This window comes from uncultured Clostridium sp. (assembly GCF_934754915.1).
Taxonomy (GTDB): domain Bacteria; phylum Bacillota; class Clostridia; order Clostridiales; family Clostridiaceae; genus Clostridium.
Map to the genome: position 1 here is coordinate 1 of NZ_CAKVKB010000066.1, position 19,375 is coordinate 19,375.

General features: G+C 27.8%; 15 protein-coding genes, 2 tRNA genes and 1 riboswitch. Of the genes, 4 read left to right on the top strand and 13 right to left on the bottom strand.

Annotated elements, in window-relative coordinates; all coding sequences use genetic code 11:
• Nucleotides 1–202: 202 nt before the first annotated feature.
• The 4 genes from Q0F58_RS11020 to Q0F58_RS11035 all read right to left on the bottom strand — a co-directional run bounded on the left by Q0F58_RS11020 (nucleotide 203) and on the right by Q0F58_RS11035 (nucleotide 5,821).
• On the bottom strand, nucleotides 203–2,380 hold the full coding sequence (locus tag Q0F58_RS11020) for a Tex family protein (protein ID WP_294376331.1): 2,178 nt from the start codon (nucleotides 2,378–2,380) through the stop codon (nucleotides 203–205).
• A gap of 218 nt (nucleotides 2,381–2,598) precedes the next feature.
• On the bottom strand, nucleotides 2,599–3,468 hold the full coding sequence (locus Q0F58_RS11025) for a CPBP family intramembrane glutamic endopeptidase (RefSeq protein WP_294376333.1): 870 nt from the start codon (nucleotides 3,466–3,468) through the stop codon (nucleotides 2,599–2,601).
• Nucleotides 3,469–3,633: 165 nt separating this feature from the next.
• On the bottom strand, nucleotides 3,634–5,136 hold the full coding sequence (locus tag Q0F58_RS11030) for a HAMP domain-containing sensor histidine kinase (RefSeq protein ID WP_294376335.1): 1,503 nt from the start codon (nucleotides 5,134–5,136) through the stop codon (nucleotides 3,634–3,636).
• A complete protein-coding gene (locus tag Q0F58_RS11035; RefSeq protein WP_294376337.1) occupies nucleotides 5,126–5,821 on the bottom strand; it encodes a response regulator transcription factor in 696 nt (231 codons plus the stop codon). Before Q0F58_RS11035 ends, Q0F58_RS11030 begins: the two co-directional genes overlap by 11 nt.
• A gap of 206 nt (nucleotides 5,822–6,027) precedes the next feature.
• On the opposite strand from Q0F58_RS11035, the gene Q0F58_RS11040 reads away from it, so the two are divergent.
• A complete protein-coding gene (locus Q0F58_RS11040; protein ID WP_294376338.1) occupies nucleotides 6,028–6,360 on the top strand; it encodes a hypothetical protein in 333 nt (110 codons plus the stop codon).
• Nucleotides 6,361–6,450: 90 nt separating this feature from the next.
• Here the strand turns inward: Q0F58_RS11040 and prfB are convergent.
• The 7 genes from prfB to metK all read right to left on the bottom strand — a co-directional run bounded on the left by prfB (nucleotide 6,451) and on the right by metK (nucleotide 16,941).
• Nucleotides 6,451–7,552, bottom strand: a protein-coding gene (prfB, locus tag Q0F58_RS11045; protein ID WP_367118173.1) for a peptide chain release factor 2 whose coding sequence is annotated in 2 segments (ribosomal slippage) — nucleotides 6,451–7,473 and nucleotides 7,475–7,552 — 1,101 coding nt in all. Because the reading frame shifts where the segments join, the coding sequence is not laid out codon by codon here.
• A gap of 100 nt (nucleotides 7,553–7,652) precedes the next feature.
• The gene (gene secA / locus Q0F58_RS11050; RefSeq protein WP_294376343.1) at nucleotides 7,653–10,364 is read right to left on the bottom strand and encodes a preprotein translocase subunit SecA; all 2,712 of its coding nucleotides are present in this window, start codon (nucleotides 10,362–10,364) and stop codon (nucleotides 7,653–7,655) included.
• A gap of 385 nt (nucleotides 10,365–10,749) precedes the next feature.
• A complete protein-coding gene (raiA, locus tag Q0F58_RS11055; protein WP_294376345.1) occupies nucleotides 10,750–11,277 on the bottom strand; it encodes a ribosome hibernation-promoting factor, HPF/YfiA family in 528 nt (175 codons plus the stop codon).
• A 354-nt stretch (nucleotides 11,278–11,631) separates the two neighbouring features.
• Nucleotides 11,632–12,291 (bottom strand): ComF family protein, encoded by a 660-nt coding sequence (locus Q0F58_RS11060; RefSeq protein ID WP_294376350.1) that lies wholly within the window; start codon nucleotides 12,289–12,291, stop codon nucleotides 11,632–11,634.
• Nucleotides 12,264–13,277 carry a hypothetical protein gene (locus Q0F58_RS11065; RefSeq protein WP_294376355.1) on the bottom strand — a complete coding sequence of 338 codons (1,014 nt, stop codon included), beginning with the start codon at nucleotides 13,275–13,277 and terminating at the stop codon, nucleotides 12,264–12,266. Before Q0F58_RS11065 ends, Q0F58_RS11060 begins: the two co-directional genes overlap by 28 nt.
• A gap of 18 nt (nucleotides 13,278–13,295) precedes the next feature.
• Nucleotides 13,296–15,590 (bottom strand): ATP-dependent RecD-like DNA helicase, encoded by a 2,295-nt coding sequence (locus Q0F58_RS11070; RefSeq protein WP_294376357.1) that lies wholly within the window; start codon nucleotides 15,588–15,590, stop codon nucleotides 13,296–13,298.
• Nucleotides 15,591–15,765: 175 nt separating this feature from the next.
• Entirely contained in the window at nucleotides 15,766–16,941 is a 1,176-nt protein-coding gene (metK, locus tag Q0F58_RS11075; RefSeq protein ID WP_294376359.1) for a methionine adenosyltransferase, read from the bottom strand.
• 230 nt (nucleotides 16,942–17,171) lie between these two features.
• Nucleotides 17,172–17,270, bottom strand: a riboswitch (SAM riboswitch).
• A 353-nt stretch (nucleotides 17,271–17,623) separates the two neighbouring features.
• Between metK and Q0F58_RS11080 the strand changes: the two genes are divergently transcribed.
• From Q0F58_RS11080 to Q0F58_RS11085, 3 genes are read left to right on the top strand one after another with little or no spacing between them, the layout of a single operon-like run.
• Nucleotides 17,624–18,280, top strand: coding sequence for a hypothetical protein (locus Q0F58_RS11080; protein WP_294376361.1), 657 nt, complete (start codon nucleotides 17,624–17,626; stop codon nucleotides 18,278–18,280).
• Nucleotides 18,281–18,299: 19 nt separating this feature from the next.
• Nucleotides 18,300–18,716, top strand: a complete 417-nt coding sequence (locus Q0F58_RS19640) for a transposase (RefSeq protein WP_367118174.1) — start codon at nucleotides 18,300–18,302, stop codon at nucleotides 18,714–18,716.
• The gene (locus Q0F58_RS11085) at nucleotides 18,662–18,985 is read left to right on the top strand and encodes a transposase (protein ID WP_294376364.1); all 324 of its coding nucleotides are present in this window, start codon (nucleotides 18,662–18,664) and stop codon (nucleotides 18,983–18,985) included. The genes Q0F58_RS19640 and Q0F58_RS11085 overlap by 55 nt, the downstream gene beginning before the upstream one ends.
• A gap of 225 nt (nucleotides 18,986–19,210) precedes the next feature.
• Here Q0F58_RS11085 and Q0F58_RS11090 read toward each other — a convergent pair.
• Together Q0F58_RS11090 and Q0F58_RS11095 are read right to left on the bottom strand one after the other, a co-directional pair.
• A tRNA-Tyr gene (locus tag Q0F58_RS11090) sits at nucleotides 19,211–19,294 on the bottom strand.
• Nucleotides 19,295–19,299: 5 nt separating this feature from the next.
• A tRNA-Thr gene (locus Q0F58_RS11095) sits at nucleotides 19,300–19,374 on the bottom strand.
• Nucleotide 19,375: the final 1 nt, after the last annotated feature.

Consider the following 19,375-nt stretch of genomic DNA (forward strand, 5'->3'; position numbering starts at 1 on the left):
CCGTTAAAATGAATTTATTTTCATTTTAACAGGAAGCTTTATATGTTTTGTAGTCGTGGATTTTTTGACGCTTACAAATATTTCATTTTTTCTGCTTAATAATTATTTGTACAGATTAATATAGGACCAAACAGATATTTTCCGTTATAAAAACTATCTGCTTGATCCATTTTATAATAACCAGTCCTTTTCTTTTAGTATTTTAAGCTTCCATATCTTCCTTTATATTTTTCATTGTTAATGAAATTCTCTTTCTCTTTTCATCAACTTCAAGAATAGCCACTTTAACTATATCTCCAACTTTCACTATATCTAATGGATGCTTTACAAATCTATCTGCCATCTGGCTTTTATGAACAAGCCCATCCTGATGAACACCAATATCCACAAATGCACCAAAATCAGATACATTCCTTACAGTTCCTGATAATACCATACCTGGTTTTAAATCTTTCATCTCAATTATTCCGGTTTTAAGAATTGGCTTTGGCATTTCCTCTCTTGGATCTCTTCCTGGTTTCTTAAGTTCCTTAACAATATCTTTTAATGTAAGCTCTCCAACTCCAACCTCTTCACTTAATTTATGAATTCCTTTTAACTCTGCTCTTTTATCAATATCATTTAAATTTTTATTTTTAAGATCTTCCTTATCATATCCCAGTACCTCTATAAGTTTTCTAGCTGCTTCATAAGATTCTGGATGGACAGATGTATTATCAAGAGGTTCTTTACTTTCAGCAACCTTTAAGAAACCAGCACATTGTTCATATGCTTTCTGTCCCAGTCTTTTTACTTTAAGAAGTTCTTTTCTTGATGTAAATCCACCAACTTCATCTCTATAATCAACTATATTTTTTGCTATTGCTGCATTTATTCCAGATATATGTGTTAATAATGATGGCGTTGCAATATTTAAATCAACACCAACAGTATTAACAGAATCTTCAACTACTCCAGCTAAAGATTCCTCTAATTTTTTAGGTGTTACATCATGTTGATACTGGCCTACTCCAATTGCTTTAGGATCTATCTTTACAAGTTCTGCAAGAGGATCTTGAAGTCTTCTACCTATTGATATTGCTCCTCTTACGGTAACATCAAGATCTGGATATTCCTTTGTTCCAAGTTCTGATGCTGAATATACCGATGCACCAGCTTCTGAAACTATCACATAAGAAAGTTCTTTTCCTGTTTCTTTCTTTATTTCACTTATCATCTCAGCAATAACTTCTTCTGACTCTCTTGATGCAGTACCATTTCCAAGTGAAATAACGTCAACATCATATTTTGATATAAGTGCTTTTAAAGTTTTCTTAGTTCCTTCTATATCTTTTTTAGGTAATGTAGGATAAACAGCTGTATTGTCTAAAAATTTTCCTGTAGCATCTAATATTGCAACTTTACATCCAGTTCTAAACCCTGGATCAAATCCCATAACAACTTTTCCCTTTATAGGTGCTTGTAGAAGAAGTGCCTTTAAATTTTCTTTAAATATTTTTATTGCTCCTTCTTCACCTTTATCAGTCAATTCATTTCTTATTTCTCTCTCTATTGATGGAAATATTAATCTCTTATAAGAGTCTCTTATTGCTATTCTCAATTTATCATCAAATACATCATTTCCCTTTAATATATTTTTTTCCAAATAGCTTATTATTTTTTCTTCATTTGCAGTAATTTTTACAGTTAATATTTTTTCTTTTTCTCCTCTATTTATAGCCAGAATTCTATGTGGAGGAATTTTAAATATATCCTCTGAATATTCATAATACATCTCATAAGGTGTTGGTTCTTCACTGCTTCCTTTTGATTCTATCTTTCCTTCTTTAAATATCAAATCCCTTATATATTTCCTATATTTTGCTTCGTCAGAAATATTTTCAGCAATAATATCTAATGCCCCTGATATTGCATCTTCACTTGATTCTACTCCCTTTTCTTGATTTATATATTTTTCTGCTTCTTCATTAATATCACCTTTAAAATTACCTTCTCTAATAAGTTCAGCCAATGGATTTAACCCCTTTGCTATAGCAATTGTAGCTCTTGTTCTCTTTTTAGGCTTATAAGGTCTATATATATCTTCTACTTCTGTAAGTGTTTCAGCTTTTTCTAAAGCTTTTTCAATTTCCTCTGTCAATTTATCTTGTTCATCTATAAGTCTTTTTACATCTGCTTTTCTTTCTTCTAAATTTCTTAAATAAATAAGTCTTTCAGATAATTTTCTAAGTACTTCATCTGAAAGTCCTCCTGTAGCTTCTTTTCTATATCTTGATATAAATGGAACTGTATTTCCATCATCTAAAAGTCCTATTACATTTTTAACTTGATCAAGTTTTATTCCTAACTCTGAAGCCAACCTATTTTCTATAGAATTCATATTCTTCTCCTACCTTTTCTTAACTTTTAATATAATAAGGTTTATCTATTTTTTCTTACATTAATTCACTTCTGTTGATATAAAAAACATCCTCTTATTAGATAAATGCTTACTATTTATAGATATAATAATATTGCCATTACTTTTGAAGTAATGGCAATAAATAACCTTATATACTATTATAGACTTAAATCAGTAATTATATCAAGAATATGTTATTATATTTTCTTACAGTCTCTAGATGCTTTTATATATTTGTCATATTTACTCAACATTATAATATTTTTATTAATAAATTTTATTAACATAAAAACACCTGCTGCACATAAAAAGCTGCCAACAAAAATATTAATAATAATTTCATTTCTTGTTACTATCAAATCTTCAACATTTTTATTTACTAATGGTAATACAGAAATCAATATTATTAAATTATTTAACACATTTACCAAAATATTTATAAGTATGTTTTTATATTTAATATATAATATGCTATTTATTACTCCTAAAGCTAAAGCTCCTGCAATTCCGCTTCCTGCATAAAATGAAGCAAAAACTATTGATGATACTATTATTCCTGTGCACAAATTAAACCTGATTATAATTCTATTCAAAATTACACTTCTAAAAATTATTTCCTCTGTAATTGGAGATATAATTAATAGTAATAAAACATTTACCAAATAGCTTTTCACTGAATTTATCATATTCCCTGATTCATAAAGAAAGTTGTTTATCATTGATGGATCAAGATAATACATAAGACTTATTATCAATTTGCTTCCACCTAATGCTATACATATTTTCACAATTGTAACATTGGCAATTTCTTTTATATTTAACTTATTCTTAAAATCTTCATACAATAATATCAAATTATCTTTCGACGGTCTGATTTTAAATATTAACATTAATAGTATTAGCAATTGCAAAATCATGCTTACTATATTTACAATAAAATTTCCGGATTGTTTATGATTAATTTTTATAATTCCAAATATTATTATGCTCACAATAAATGTACTAATTAAATAAATAATAATAATATCTTTAATTTTTATTTGATTTAATTTCTCATTAAAGTCCAATATTTTACCTCCTTTATCATACTTGATAAAATTAATATTATTATTAAGCTTCATCTTCTATATATAAAATTATATCTGACCTCAATTAATTATTAATTGTTCTAATATTAAAAATATCTTAAATGTTATAAATTCTATCAATAACAAATAACTATAAAATAGCAATTATTGCTCATTTTTCATCAAAGGCAGATATACTTCAAAATTAGTACCTTCATCACTGTCCAATATCCTTATATCTCCATTATGTTTATTTAGTATTTTTTTTGTTATAGATAAACCAAGACCAGTACCACCAGTTTTGGAATTTCTAGATTTATCTACTCTTACAAACGGATTAAATATACTATCTTTAAATTCCTCAGGAATTCTCTCTCCATTATCACAAAATTTAATATAAAAATTAATATCATCTGTCTCTGTTTTTATAAAAATTTTATTACCTGATTTATTATACTTTACCTTATTATCAAGGATATTATTAATAGCTCTATAAAATTTTTCCTCATCCATTAATACATAATAACTTTCATCAAAAATATCAAAATCATATATAAAATTTTTATGATCAAATTCAGGAATAAAATTAGCTATAATCTGTCTTAAAACCTCACATATATCTTTTTTTACCAAATTAAATTCATAATCTACATTATCATATAAAGAGAACTCAAATAAATCGTTAATTAATTTATTAGCCCTATATGAATTTCTATTTATTATTGTTAAATATTCTCTGATTTGTTCTTTTGATAAATTATCTGAATTTATTAAAGTTTCACTATAACCTAATGTTGAAGCAAGAGGATTTTTTAAATCATGTGATATATCTAAAATTAAATCTTCACGCATTTTTTCTAACTTTCTATTTTCATATTGTTCATTTTGAATAGTTTGTGCCATATTATTAAATCCATTACTTAATTCTAAAAATTCATTAATTTTTTCACATTTAATCCTGACATCGTAATTTCCATTAGATATTTCAGTAACACCAGAAAGAAGAGTTTTTATTGGTGTTATAAATTCTTTTGAAGTTTTCTGTGCTAAAATATATACCATTCCAAAAATCACCATGACATTGCCAAATGCCAACAACTTTATTACATAATTATATGGAATTATCTGAGTAACCTTATTAGGTTTTGTAATTTCTGAATATGGACAACCAATTAAAATAAGAAATTTATCCTTGCTTCTATATTGCGTATATATAGAATATTTATCTCCATTATTTAACGTAACAAGTACATTATTAAAATTTTTAAAAATATTTTTTGATAAAATATCAGGATGATTCACTTTAAATTTATTTTCTTCATTAAATCCAACCATACTCATATAATCTTCTAATTTGAAATTATTAAATTTTACAGTATCAAAATTTCCTGAAGAATATTCAACAACTCCATCATTATTTATTTTTATAAGGAATCCGTCTATTTCTTTTAAATCATCATCTGTAATAGTTGAATAATCTAATTCTATTTTTCTTTCTAAATTTTCAAAATACTGTCTATTGTATGTACGCCTGCTACAAGCCAGTTCATAAAACTTAAATGATAGACTTATCACAATTAATAATATTAACGAAATAGCTATATATCCCAAAAAATACACAAAAAACATTTCTAAAGTTACACTTCTTGCATGTTTATTATGCTTCATCAGATTTATACCTTTCAACTTTATAACCTATTCCTCTAATAGTTTTTATATAAACAGAATTTTTAGGATCATCTTCTATTTTTTCTCTTATATGGCTTAGATGCACCATAATATTATTTGAATCACCAATATACACATCTCCCCATACCTGCTCATATATTTGTTTTTTAGTAAATACTCTCCCAGCATTTGATACTAATAATTTTAATATTTTGAATTCTTTAGGATTTAATTCTATTTTTTTATCTCCTTTATATACCTCGAACGTATCAGAATATATTTTCAAATCTCCTGTAGCATATGATTCTTCTTTATTTTCAGTATATCTGTAGCATCTTCTTAAATGTGAAGATACCCTTGCAGATAATTCTATTGGACTTATAGGCTTTACTAAATAATCATCAGCTCCTATTCCTAATGCCAGCACCTTATCTGAATCACTTCCCATAGCTGTTATACATATTATAGGTATTGTAGATGTTTCCCTTACTTTTTGTATTACAGTTATCCCATTTACTTTAGGCATCATTATATCTACTAATATTAAATCTATTTTTTCTCTTTCAAAAATCTCTAAAGCTTCTTGTCCATCACAAGCTTCAAAAACTTCATGATTTTCCTTTTTTATATGTAATGAAATAAGATTTCTTATATCTTTTTCGTCCTCGGCAATTAAAATATTCATTAATAAAACACCTCTCAAATATTGACTACATATATTTTATCATACTTTCAATCCTCCAATACTAAAATAATCATTTAATATATCAAAAAGTTCACTTTACACAAAAATATATAAAATCATTATCATTTATCATTTGATTATCTGTAAATATGTCTGTATAATTATTATGTAAAATATTTCCATTTAATTTGAAGGATGGTGAATTTATGATTAAAAATATAAATAAAATATGTTCATTTATATTATTATTTATTTTTCTTGTACTTGCTCTTAATGAATTTCAAATAATGAATTTCTCAGATATTTTAAGAAATATATTCTACTTTTCTGCAATAATTCTTATTATATTCTCATCTGCAATAACATTAATAACAAACAAATCAAGCTTTTTTAAATTTATGAGTACGATTATAATTCTTTCTCTTATTGCTGGTGGAATACTTTTTATAATAAATTCTGATTTAAATATAGCTCTATATGTATGTATTATACTATCTTCTATTTCTTGTATGATTGATATGTTCTATAAGCCGCTTTAATCTTAAATAAATAAAGTATGTATAATGGATGTTTTTCATATACATACTTTATTTTATTAACTATAATAGTTGTCTTTATTCAAATACTGTTTAATTTGATTGTTTTAAAAATGCATTGATAAAAATATCAATATCTCCATCCATTACTCCATTTACATTTGAAGTCTCAACATTTGTTCTGTGATCTTTAACCATGCTATATGGATGAAATACATATGATCTTATCTGGCTTCCCCATCCCATATCCTTAAGTTCACCTGTAAGATCTTCTATTTTTTCTTTATGTGCTCTTTCTTTCAATTCAGCTAGCTTTGATTTTAACATTTCCATTGCAGTCTCTTTATTAGAAAGCTGACTTCTTTCATTCTGGCATTGAACAACTATGCCTGTTGGAATATGCGTAATTCTTATTGCTGATTCAGTTTTATTTATATGCTGACCACCTGCTCCACTTGCTCTATAAGTATCAATTTTTAAATCATCTGGTCTTATATCTATATCCTGATCCTTTGTTAATTCAGGAATAACTTCCATAGATGCAAATGAAGTTTGCCTTTTTCCATTTGCATTATATGGTGAAATTCTCACTAATCTATGAATTCCCTTCTCTGCCTTAAGGTATCCATATGCATATTCTCCTGTTACTTTTAATGTAACACTTTTAATACCAGCTTCATCGCCTGCTATAAGATCAATAGTTTCAATGGAATATCCCTTACTTTCACACCATCTTGTATACATTCTCAAAAGCATTTCGGTCCAATCATTTGCATCAGTCCCACCAACACCTACATGAAGTGTAACTATTGCATTATTTTGATCATATTCACCTGACAATAAAATTTTCATATTATAATCATCTATTTCAGCTTCTATTAATTTTATTGTTTCAATTATTTCATCTGCGGATTCCTGATCGTCTTCTTCCATAATATCTTTTAATACTTCTATATCATCAAATTGACTTCTTAATTTATCATAATTTTCAATTTTATCTTTTATAAGTTTGCTTTTCTTTGTCACTTCTTCTGCTTTTTTAGTATCATCCCAAAAGCCTGGTTCCTGCATTTTAAATTGTAATTCTTGCAGTTCTTTTTCTAAACCAGCACGGTCAAAGTGAAGCCCCCATTTCATTTATAGATTTTTTTAAATTAGGTAGTTTAGATAATTCTTTTTCCAATTCAATATTCATCCATATCACCTCTTTCATAGTCTTTAAGAAATATTATATCATAAAAAATAAGAAATCCTTTTGGGATTTCTTATTTTTCAATTATTAATTTTTAATAACCTTAAACTTCTCTTCCACAGCAGTTTTTATACTTCTTTCCACTTCCACATGGACACAAGTCATTTCTTCCAGGTTTTTCTTCATTTTTAATAGGCATTTGTGATGGATGAGTCCATTTTTCACCTTGATTTGCATCATCCTTCTCTCCTGATGGTCCTACACCAGCATCTTTAAAGAATGCTGCTGGTCCTCCTTTACCTGCTTCTATTGATGTAATGTTTTGTTGACCTGGTCTTATATTAGATCTTCTCATTGTCTGCAATCTTCTTGGGCCTGCATTTGGTCCTTGTGGTTGTGATGAAACAGCTCCTGGGCCTTCTTCATGAATAGCAGCTGTTTCTTGAGCAACTCTAGCTCTCTCTGGTGCTTTTTCAATTTTAACATGGAATAATAGCCTTACAGTTTGTTCTTTGATTTCATTAATCATATTATCAAACATTTCACTACCTTCCATTGAATATGCTTCAACTGGATCAATCTGTTTAAATGCTTGTAATCCTATACCCTGTTTTAAATGATCCATATTATCAATATGATTCATCCATTTAGTATCAACAGCTTTTAAAAGAACAACTCTTTCAATTTCTCTTAATCTTTCTGGAGTAAATTCTTCTTCTTTCTTCTCATAAAAATCTGTTGCTGTCTTATATAAACTATCAACAATTTCATCATTTGACATGTTTTCAAGACTTGGAAGATTAACACTGTTTGGTGGAATACATATGTCTTGTAAATAAACCATTAGATGTAAAAATTCTTCTCTATAATTATCACTTTCTCCTGTAATATGAGTATTTACAGCTTTTTCTAATATTTCTCTTACCATTGATAAGATTTCATCTTTTACATCTTCACCCTCAAGAACTTCTGCTCTCTGTTTATATATTACTTCTCTTTGAATATTCATTACATTATCATATCCTAATAATGTCTTTCTTATATCAAAGTTATTACCTTCAACTTTCTTTTGTGCATTTTCAATTGCTTTAGAAACCATTTTACTTTCAATAGCTTCATCTTCTTTAAGTCCTAGCTTTTCAACTACTCCTTGAATCTTCTCTGAACCAAAAATTCTCATCAAATCATCTTCCAATGATATGAAGAATGTAGATTCACCTGGATCTCCCTGTCTACCTGAACGTCCTCTTAACTGATTATCTATTCTTCTTGATTCATGTCTTTCAGTACCAATTATTTTTAAACCACCTAATTCAAGTACTCCTTCTCCAAGTTTAATATCTGTACCTCTACCAGCCATATTTGTAGCTATAGTTACCATACCCTTTTCTCCAGCATGGCTGATTATTTCAGCTTCTTTTTCATGGAACTTAGCATTTAAAACCTGATGAGGAATTCCTTTTTTCTTTAGTAAACTTGAAACAAGTTCTGATTTTTCAATACTTACTGTACCAACCAATACCGGCTGACCTTTTTCATGAGCTTTAGCAACTTCTGCTGCAACAGCTTCGAATTTACCTTTTTCAGTACTGAATACTAAATCTGGGTTATCTATTCTTGCTATTGGTCTATGTGTTGGTATAACAATAACATCTAAGCCATAAATTTCTCTAAATTCACCTTCTTCAGTTAATGCTGTACCAGTCATACCTGATAACTTTTTATACATTCTAAAATAATTTTGGAATGTAATAGTAGCTAAAGTTTTAGATTCTCTTGCAATCTTAACACCTTCTTTAGCTTCTATTGCTTGATGAAGACCATCAGAATATCTTCTTCCTTCCATAAGTCTTCCTGTAAATTCATCAACTATTATTACTTCTCCATCTTTAACCATATAATCTTTATCTTTCTTCATGGCAAAGTTAGCTTTTAAAGCTTGAGTAACATAATGCTGCAATTCTAAGTTTTCAGCATCTGCATAATTTTCTACCTTAAATGTAGCTTCTGCTTTTTTAATACCTTCATCAGTTAAAAGAATAGCATTAGCTTTTTCATCCTTTGTAAAATCCTTCTCTGCAACAAGCTTTTTAGCAAAATAATCTGCTACTTTATAGAATTCAGTAGATTTATCTCCCTGACCAGATATTATAAGCGGAGTTCTTGCTTCATCAATAAGAATTGAATCAACTTCATCTACGATTGCAAAATTTAATGGTCTTTGAACTCTTTCTTCTTTATAAACAACCATATTATCTCTTAAGTAATCAAATCCGAATTCATTGTTTGTTCCATAAGTTATGTCACATGCATAAGCTTCTCTTCTTTGATCATTATTTAAATCATGAATAATAACACCTGTTGTTAATCCTAAGAAGCCATATAATTCTCCCATCTGCTCAGCATCTCTCTTAGCAAGATAGTCATTAACTGTTACTATATGAACACCATTTTCACTTAATCCATTTAAATATGCCGGTAATGTAGCAACTAAAGTTTTACCTTCACCAGTTTTCATTTCTGATATTCTTCCTTGATGTAAAACCATACCACCCATCAACTGTTCATCATAATGTTTCATTCCTAAAACTCTTGAAGAAGCTTCTCTTACAACTGCAAATGCTTCAGGTAAAATATCATCTAATGTTTCTCCATTTTTTAATCTTTCTCTAAATTCTTCTGTTTTAGCCTTTAGTTCTTCATCAGAAAGCTTTTGCATATCTTCATCTAAAGAATTTATTTTTTCAATTGTAGGCTTAAGTCTTTTAACTTCTCTTTCACTATATGTCCCAAATAAGGCATTTAATAATCCCATAATTTCATCCTTTCAATTTACATATATTTTCATTGAAATTTCTTTTTATTATCAAACATTCTTAAATTATACCATTTTCACTGTGTAACTTTCAATAAAACTAAGTATTTTTCTCATAACACAAATAGTAATGTAATTTCATATATGTAAAATTTATTACTTACTTTATTTAGTATATATATTAATTATGTCTATACTGTGACAAATTTAATTATTTTTTCTTATTTATTTTATAATTTCTAATATTATCATTATTTCTAACTATTATATACCTTAATAATGTACATAATAAATTTATTAAATCCACCATATACATTACAACGAAATAAAAAACTGATGGTACTATTTTTAATACCATCAGTTAAATTTAATTCAATATATTAATCTATACTAATTCAGGTTCTAATAACCCATAATTTCCATCTTTTCTTTTATAAACAACATTTACTTTGCTGCTTTCTGCATCCTGATATACAAAGAAATTATGTCCTAATAAATCCATTTGAAGAATTGCTTCTTCTGAATTCATAGGCTTAACCCCAAATTTCTTTACTTTTACTAAACTACCTTCTTCTTCCTGTCCAGCAGCACTTTCTTCAATTGCTGCAAACCTAACTGATCCATTATGCTTTCTAGATAGTTTAGTTTTTTGTTTTCTAATTTGTCTTTCTAATTTATCTTCAACCAAATCAATAGACTTGTACATATCATCAGTTGACTCTTCACATCTTAGTATTACTCCATTAAAAGGAATAGTCACTTCTATTTTTTGTATATTCTTTTGAACACTAAGTGTAGCTTTCGCATCAACTTCTACATCAAAATACTTTTCCAATTTACTTATCTTCTTTTGAACGATATCCTTTAAAGCTTGTGTTAGTTCAATATTTTTTGCTATAACTGTCACTTTCATTATTGCCAGCCCCTCTCTACGCGAAAAAGTTATTTAATATTAAGTTTTGGTTTTTTATGTTAAGTTTATTTTAACACTTTTTGACTTGTTAAACAAGATAATTTTCTGTAAATTCTGAATATTTAATGTATAAAAAAAGTAAAGCTAGTTGACCTGGTTTTTGCCCCCACACTCGCCTGCTGGAGCTTTTGCTACTAAAAATTAATTCCTCACTACTAACCCTCTCAGCTATTAACTGGCAGGACTTACTTCTATACCGCACCATGCTCCTTAGACATTTTGTCTAAATTACGTGGATCGTTTTGCCTGCGACTAGCATCGACTTTCAACCACAAACCTAGCTTTACATTAATATTATATCTGACTTTTTGCTAAGGTCAACAGTTTTATTTCAGAAGCACCATATTTTTTTAAAATTTTCCATGCTTCATCCATAGTTGCTCCACTTGTTGTAACATCATCTATAACTATTAACTTTTTTATACTTATATTATCTTTAATTTTAAATACACCTTTTACATTATCATATCTTTCATTATACTTGAGTCTTTTTTGTTCTTTGTTTTCTTTATTTTTAATTAGTACTTCTTTATACTCAATGTTTAAATTCATGCTTATTCTTTTGCAAAGATACTTGCATTGATTAAAGCCTCGCTTCTTTTTAGCCTTCTTTGACATAGGAATATATGTTATTACAAAATCATCATATATAAAATTGTTTTCAATGTATTCTGATAAAAAATCTGCAAGAATATCACCTGCAGTAAAATCGTTGTGATATTTAAATTTTAAAATTAACTCTTTTAGTATACCTCCATAATATCCATAACTATTAATTTTATGTCCCGTATTATAGTCAATCTTATTAATACTATTTTTGCACCTTAAACACAATCCATTGCAATAATCCTCTCCACATATTATGCAATAACTTTCTCTTGGATATATTACTTCAAGAATCCCTTCGAAAATGAAATTAAATATTTTTATAAATGTCTCAAACTCTTTTCCCATACCATTTTATTAAACTGCCTTGCTGCATCTTTCGCTTTATCCATTTCATCTGATACAGTGTTTGATACTAAAAGAACTTCTGGAAGATTATATTTCATATTCCTCATAGCTCCACAAATATATAAAATCTTTTTATAATTAAAAACTATATTATCTGAAAAAATTATAACAGTATCATCAATATAACAGTTTTCTAATAACTCCTCACTTTGATTGGTTATTATAAATATTGACTTATCTTTATATTTTAATACACGTTCAACTTTCTTTACTTCATTTTTCTCAATAACTTTCATTATTTTCACACCAGCAAGTTTAAGCTTATGTTCAAAATAGTCATATATTTCTCTAACAGCCTCTTCATTAGGAACAAGTACAGCAACCTTATGATTGCTTTCTTTAAACCACTTTAAATAATCATATAGTGAATATGGAATATCTTTTTTTAAATCTATTCTTGTAGTCATAATTCTAGGCTCTACAAAAGGCTGTTCATAATTATATGCAGAAAAATAAACTTTCTCCCCTATTATTGGAAGCTTTTCTATTGAATAAATTATTATTCTTCTTCCTAAATTCTCATATTTTTTAATAAGCCTAAATAGACTTTCATTTTCTATTTCAGAAAATGAAGTTATATCATCAACAATAACAAGATCATATTGTTTTTCTATATTTTCTAAGTTCTTATAATATATAAATGTCAAGTCTGAATCCGAATCATACTTGGAATAGGAATATGTTATATTAGAATTAAATTCTCTTATTGAATTTATCAGTTCCCTATTTTCTCTTTCTTTTCCCCAGACATATAATATTTTTTCATTTTTCTGTGCTAATTTATTTATAATATCTGAAAATATACATGCTGTATTAAAAGGCACCGTAATTATAGTCAAAAATTTCATATGTTTCTTATACCAGTAATCTATTTTATTTACTGCATATTTTAAGTCTTCATTTTTTACTTTACCTATTCCTCTCATGTATTTTCCCCTTTCTTGTTATCTATTCTCTTTCTCAAATTCTTCCAGACCTTTTTGAAATTCCTCATCTAGTTCATATTCAAACCCACCTTCGATTTCATCTTTTGATATTATATCTTTTATCCTATATTTTAATGCAGAGTGTCTTTCCATGCTATTTGTGTTATTTATCATATACATTAATGCCTTCTGAAATCCAACAACGACAACAAGTTGTTTTGCCCTTGTAATTCCTGTATATAAAAGATTTCTATTCATTAAAAATGGTGATCCCATAAATATTGGTATTATAACGACCTTAAATTCACTCCCTTGACTTTTATGTATTGTACATGCATATGCTAGATCTAATTCATCTAAAAAGTTAAAATCATATAACACCTTTCTCTCATCATCAAAAATTATTGTCATAACTTTCTTTTCATCATCAATGCTTTGTATAAAACCCAAATCTCCATTAAATACTCCAATCCCTTCATTTTCTCCAACGCCAGATACTCTGAACCATTTTAGATTATAATTATTTTTAGTCTGCATGACTTTATCGCCTTCCCTAAAAACAATGTCTCTTGATGTTTTTTCTTTTTTATCTTTTCTCGGTGGATTAAACATTTCCTGCAGGCTGTTATTTAAATTTATAACTCCAAGCGTTCCTTTTCTCATAGGTGTTAGAATCTGCATATCTCTCAACTTATCCCACGATTTATTAAAATTAGGAAGTCTTCTATTGATAAGATCTTTTATAGTTTCAACTATTTTATCTTGATTTTCTCCATTGATAAAGAAAAAATCTTTATCCTTCTGATTCAATACTGGCATTTTTCCTTCATTAATCCTATGGGCATTCACTACAATGAGACTCTCATTTCCCTGTCTGAATATTTCTTTTAATCTTACAACCTTAATGTATTCACTTTCTATCAAATCTCTTAAGACATTACCAGCTCCTACTGATGGAAGTTGATCAACATCTCCCACTATTATAAGTCTTGTTCCTAATTTAACTGCCTTTAAAAGGCTCTGCATAAGCATAATATCTATCATTGAAGCTTCATCTATAATTATTACGTCACAATCTAAAGGTGAAGATTCTCCCTTTTCAAAAACAGATTCATCATCATCTGAAACTCCCATTTCTAAAAGTCTGTGTATAGTTTTTGCTTCGCGTCCTGTAGATTCTGTCATTCTTTTAGCAGCTCTTCCTGTTGGTGCTCCTAATATAACTTTCATTCCATTATTCTCATAAATATGTATTATTGCTTTTATTATAGTTGTCTTACCTGTTCCAGGTCCTCCTGTAATTATTTCTATACCATTATTAAATGCACCTATAATAGCTTCTCTCTGAGAATCTGCAAACTTAATCTGCTGCTCTCTTTCAAACACATCAATTTCAAAGTTTATATCAGAATTTATAGTTGGAATATCTTGAAGTCCCAAAGTTATAATCTTACTTGTAACACCTAGTTCACAATAATAGTATTGAAGTAAAAATCCACCTTCTTCATTATTTACATTTTCTAATATTATCTTTTGAGCTGCTGCCATATCATAAATATTTTTTTCTATTAATTCTTTCGATACAAGTAAATTTTTTTCACATTCATCAACTATGTTTTTCTTAGGCATGTATGTGTTTCCTGCTGCACAATACTGATTCATTACATATTTTATTCCACTCTGTATTCTAAAATCCGAATCTTTTTCTATACCTATGCTCATAGCAATTCTATCTGCTGTTTTAAAACCTATTCCTGATATTTCTTCACATAATATATAAGGATTATTTGTAACAATTTGTTTAGCATTTGGTCCAAATTTTTTATAAATCTTTATGCATTGATTATTTGTAACTCCATGTTTGTGAAAGTACAAAATTATATCCTTTAACCCTTGCTGTTCAATATATGATTCATAAATAATCTGAAATTTCTTTTCTCCTATTCCTTCTATCTCCATTAATCTTTCAATATGATTTTCCATTATATCAAGAGTTTCTTCTCCAAATTTTGCAATTATTTTTTTAGCTGTTACAGGTCCTATACCATGAATAATTCCTGCACTCAAGTACTTTTCTATTCCATCCAGAGAATCCGGCATTATTTCTTCATACTCCTGAATATTAAATTGATTTCCGAATTGCTTATGTGTAGTCCAATAACCACTTATCTTTACATTCTGTCCTTCTTTTATAAACGGAATAGTTCCAACAGCACTTATAATTTTATTATCACATCTTATCTTACATACAACATATCCTGTATCTTCACTTCTAAAAACAATATTTTCAACAAAACCGTTAAGGATTTCCATAGAATCTCTCCATATCTTTTACTTGAATATTAATTACAATTAATATTTGTAATCTTTCTTCTTGTAATTCATAAATTTATTTTATTATATCACAAACAAAAAGTGTTACTTTGAATAATTCAAAATAACACTTTTGTATCATAATCTTTGGAATCCAGTTAAAATTCAATATATACTATAAATATTTTTTTATTTCTTCCACCTTATTCAATTGTTCCCATGGTAAATTAAGATCAGTTCTTCCAAAATGACCATAAGCAGCTGTCTGCTTGTAAATTGGTCTTCTTAAATCAAGATCTCTTATTATTGCACCTGGTCTTAAATCAAATACTTTTTCTACTATTTCAACAATTTTATCATCACTTAATTTTCCTGTTCCAAAAGTATCAACAGTTATAGAAACTGGTTTAGCAACTCCAATTGCATAAGCTAATTGAATTTCTAATTTATCTGCAACACCTGCAGCAACTAAGTTTTTAGCTACCCATCTTGCAGCATATGCAGCTGATCTATCAACCTTTGTTGGATCTTTTCCTGAAAAAGCTCCTCCTCCATGTCTTCCATATCCACCATATGTGTCAACAATTATTTTTCTTCCTGTTAATCCTGAATCTCCTTGAGGACCTCCAACAACGAATCTTCCTGTTGGGTTTATGAAATATCTAGTTTTGTCATCTAATAATTCTGATGGAACTACAGCTTTTATTACATGTTCCTTTAAATCTTTTTCTATTTGTTCTAAAGTTACATTTTCATCATGCTGAGTTGATATAACGATTGTATCTATTCTTACAGGTTTTTCATCTTCATATTCAACTGTAACTTGAGTTTTACCATCTGGTCTTAAATAAGATAATGTATTATTTTTTCTTACTTCTGCAAGTCTTCTTGATAATTTATGAGCCATGTATATTGGTAATGGCATATATGCATCTGTTTCATTAGTTGCAAATCCAAACATCATACCTTGATCTCCAGCACCTACAGCTTCAACATCATCTTTTTCCCCTTGTCTTGATTCAAGTGCTTCATCTACACCTTGAGCAATATCTGCTGATTGTTCATCTATTGTTGTCATAACAGCACATGTATCACAATCGAAACCATATTTTGCTCTATCATATCCTATTTCTCTTATAGTTTCTCTAACTACTTTTGGTATATCAACATAACAGCTAGTTGAGATTTCTCCCATAACCATTACCATACCTGTAGTAGTACATGTTTCACATGCAACTCTTGCATTTGGATCTTTTGCTAAAATGGCATCTAATACTCCATCTGAAATTTGGTCACACATTTTATCTGGATGACCTTCTGTAACTGATTCTGAAGTAAATAATCTTCTCATTTTGTTTCTCCCCTCACTCGATGTACTCTTTATCAAATTATTTTGCTTTGCTTTTTGCTACTGCGCACACAAATATTTGAAAATTTTATTTAAAATATACTTTTCAAAATATGAAATAGCAAATAACTTAGATTGTATCGTCAGAAAAAAACTTAAAATTATAATTTTTATAGAAATTTAAGACAAATAAAAAACTCTTCGATAAGAAGAGTATAACTTTAAAAATCCTTTTCTTATCTTGTAGAATTATTTCTACAGGAATTGGCACCTTGAATATACAGGTTGCCGGGTTTCACAGGGCCCTATCCCTCCACCTCTCTTGATAAGAGTAACAATATATAATTTTCATGATTATAGTATCATATACATTTTTTTATGTCAACATCAAATTTTTTAAACTATCTCAAAAATATATCCTGAAAATGTATTTCTTAGATAAATCTTATTAATATTCTTATTCTTTATAATATTTTTAAAATTTTTAGAATATACAATCCTAATTTTTAAAATATATATTTTAACTCTCTTTAAAAATCATCTTCATATTCTTGATTAATATAATTTCCTTATAATAGTCAGAACCACCCGTAAAACGTAACACCAACAACTTAAGAAATAGTTTATAATAAAAGTATCAATAATACATATTCCAATTTAAAATGATTTAAGGAGGTATATGACTATGGTTGATACTTTTATAAAAAGATTAGATGCTTCATATAAATTAATTTTTTCTGAAGAGATAAAAAATATTAGCCGAGGAAACAACCCAAATATTTTTCAACGAAAAAGAATTATGCCATTATCTGATATTTTGTTATGTTCTTTAAATAAGCAAGGATTAAATACTGATTTTGAATTGCGAAAATATCTTATCTTTCAAAAAGGTCTTGATGAAGTAAATATAACAAAAGAAGCATATTTAAAACAAAGAAGAAAACTAAATCCAGAAGTTTTTAAAATTTTAAATTATCATTATATTTCAAATTTTTATAATTGTTGCCGAAACGAAGTGAAAAAATTCAAGGAATATCTAATTTTTGCAATTGATGGTACGGATTTTGAAATTCCAAATACTAAACTCAATAGGGAATATTTTGGACAAGGTGTTAATGGAAAAACACAAAGTACTGCTAGAGCTACTGCTTCCGGAATACATGATTTAGAAAATGATTTTTTTATAGATATTTCAATTAAGCCTTATAAAACAAGTGAAATTGAAATGGCTAAGGAAAATATTTTGAAATTAAAGTATATTGTGAATTATGAAAAAATAATAATTATGTTAGATAGGAAACTATCCATCTATAGAATTTTTCGATTTTCTAGAAAACAATAATATCAAGTTTGTTGTTAGAATCAAAAAAACTGATTATAAGCGAGAACAGTTTTCCCTTAGTAATGATGATGACATTGTTGATATAGAACTAACTAAAAATAGAATAAATAAATTAAAAACAAAATATCCAGAATTTTGTTCTAGAATAAAATATAAAAAAAGCATTACATTAAGAATGGTTAAGGTTAAAATTAGTGATAAAACAAATGAAGTGCTTTTAACAAACTTATCAAAAGAAGAATTTGCTACTAATGATATTATTTCTTTGTATGGAAAGCGATGGGGAATCGAAATATCTTATAATACATTAAAAAATAAAATTAAAATAGAATCATTCACAGGATTTTTACCTAATTTTATTTATCAGGATTTTTTTCACAGATGTTTGTTTATAATATTCTGCAAGATATATTACATTTTGCTAATTCTAAATTAAAATCAATACTGTATACAAAAGAAATAAAGAAAAATAGAAAGTATAAAAACAATAAGAATGTAAATGAAAATAATGCAATAGGTCTTTTAAAAGAAAAGTTAATTAGAATAATGATGATATTAGATGATAAAATACGTTTTAACAATTATATGAAATTAATTTCAGAAATGTTGAAGTATACCTCAGAAATTCGACCTGAAAAGCCTTCAAATGTAAGAATAAAAAATTTAGCTAATAAATATAGATATAATTTAAAATCAAGTTTTTAAATACAGTATTTAACTTAGTGAAAGAAAAAATAATTTTTCTTTCACTAAAAAAGTTGAGCAATTTTTATATTTTTTATGTATATGTATATTTAAAAAATTTAAATATACATAAAGCTGGTCTTAAGTTGTTGGTGTTACGCATAGCAGGTGGTTTTATGTTTCGCATTCGCTCAACAGACTAAAGTCCATAATAAAAGTGCTAAGATAGTTAATATCTTAGCACTTTGGTGGAGGAAGATGGATTCGAACCATCGAAGCTAACGCAACAGATTTACAGTCTGCCCCCTTTGGCCACTCGGGAATTCCTCCAAACATGGAGCTGGCAATAGGAATCGAACCTACAACCTGCTGATTACAAGTCAGCTGCTCTACCGTTGAGCCATGCCAGCA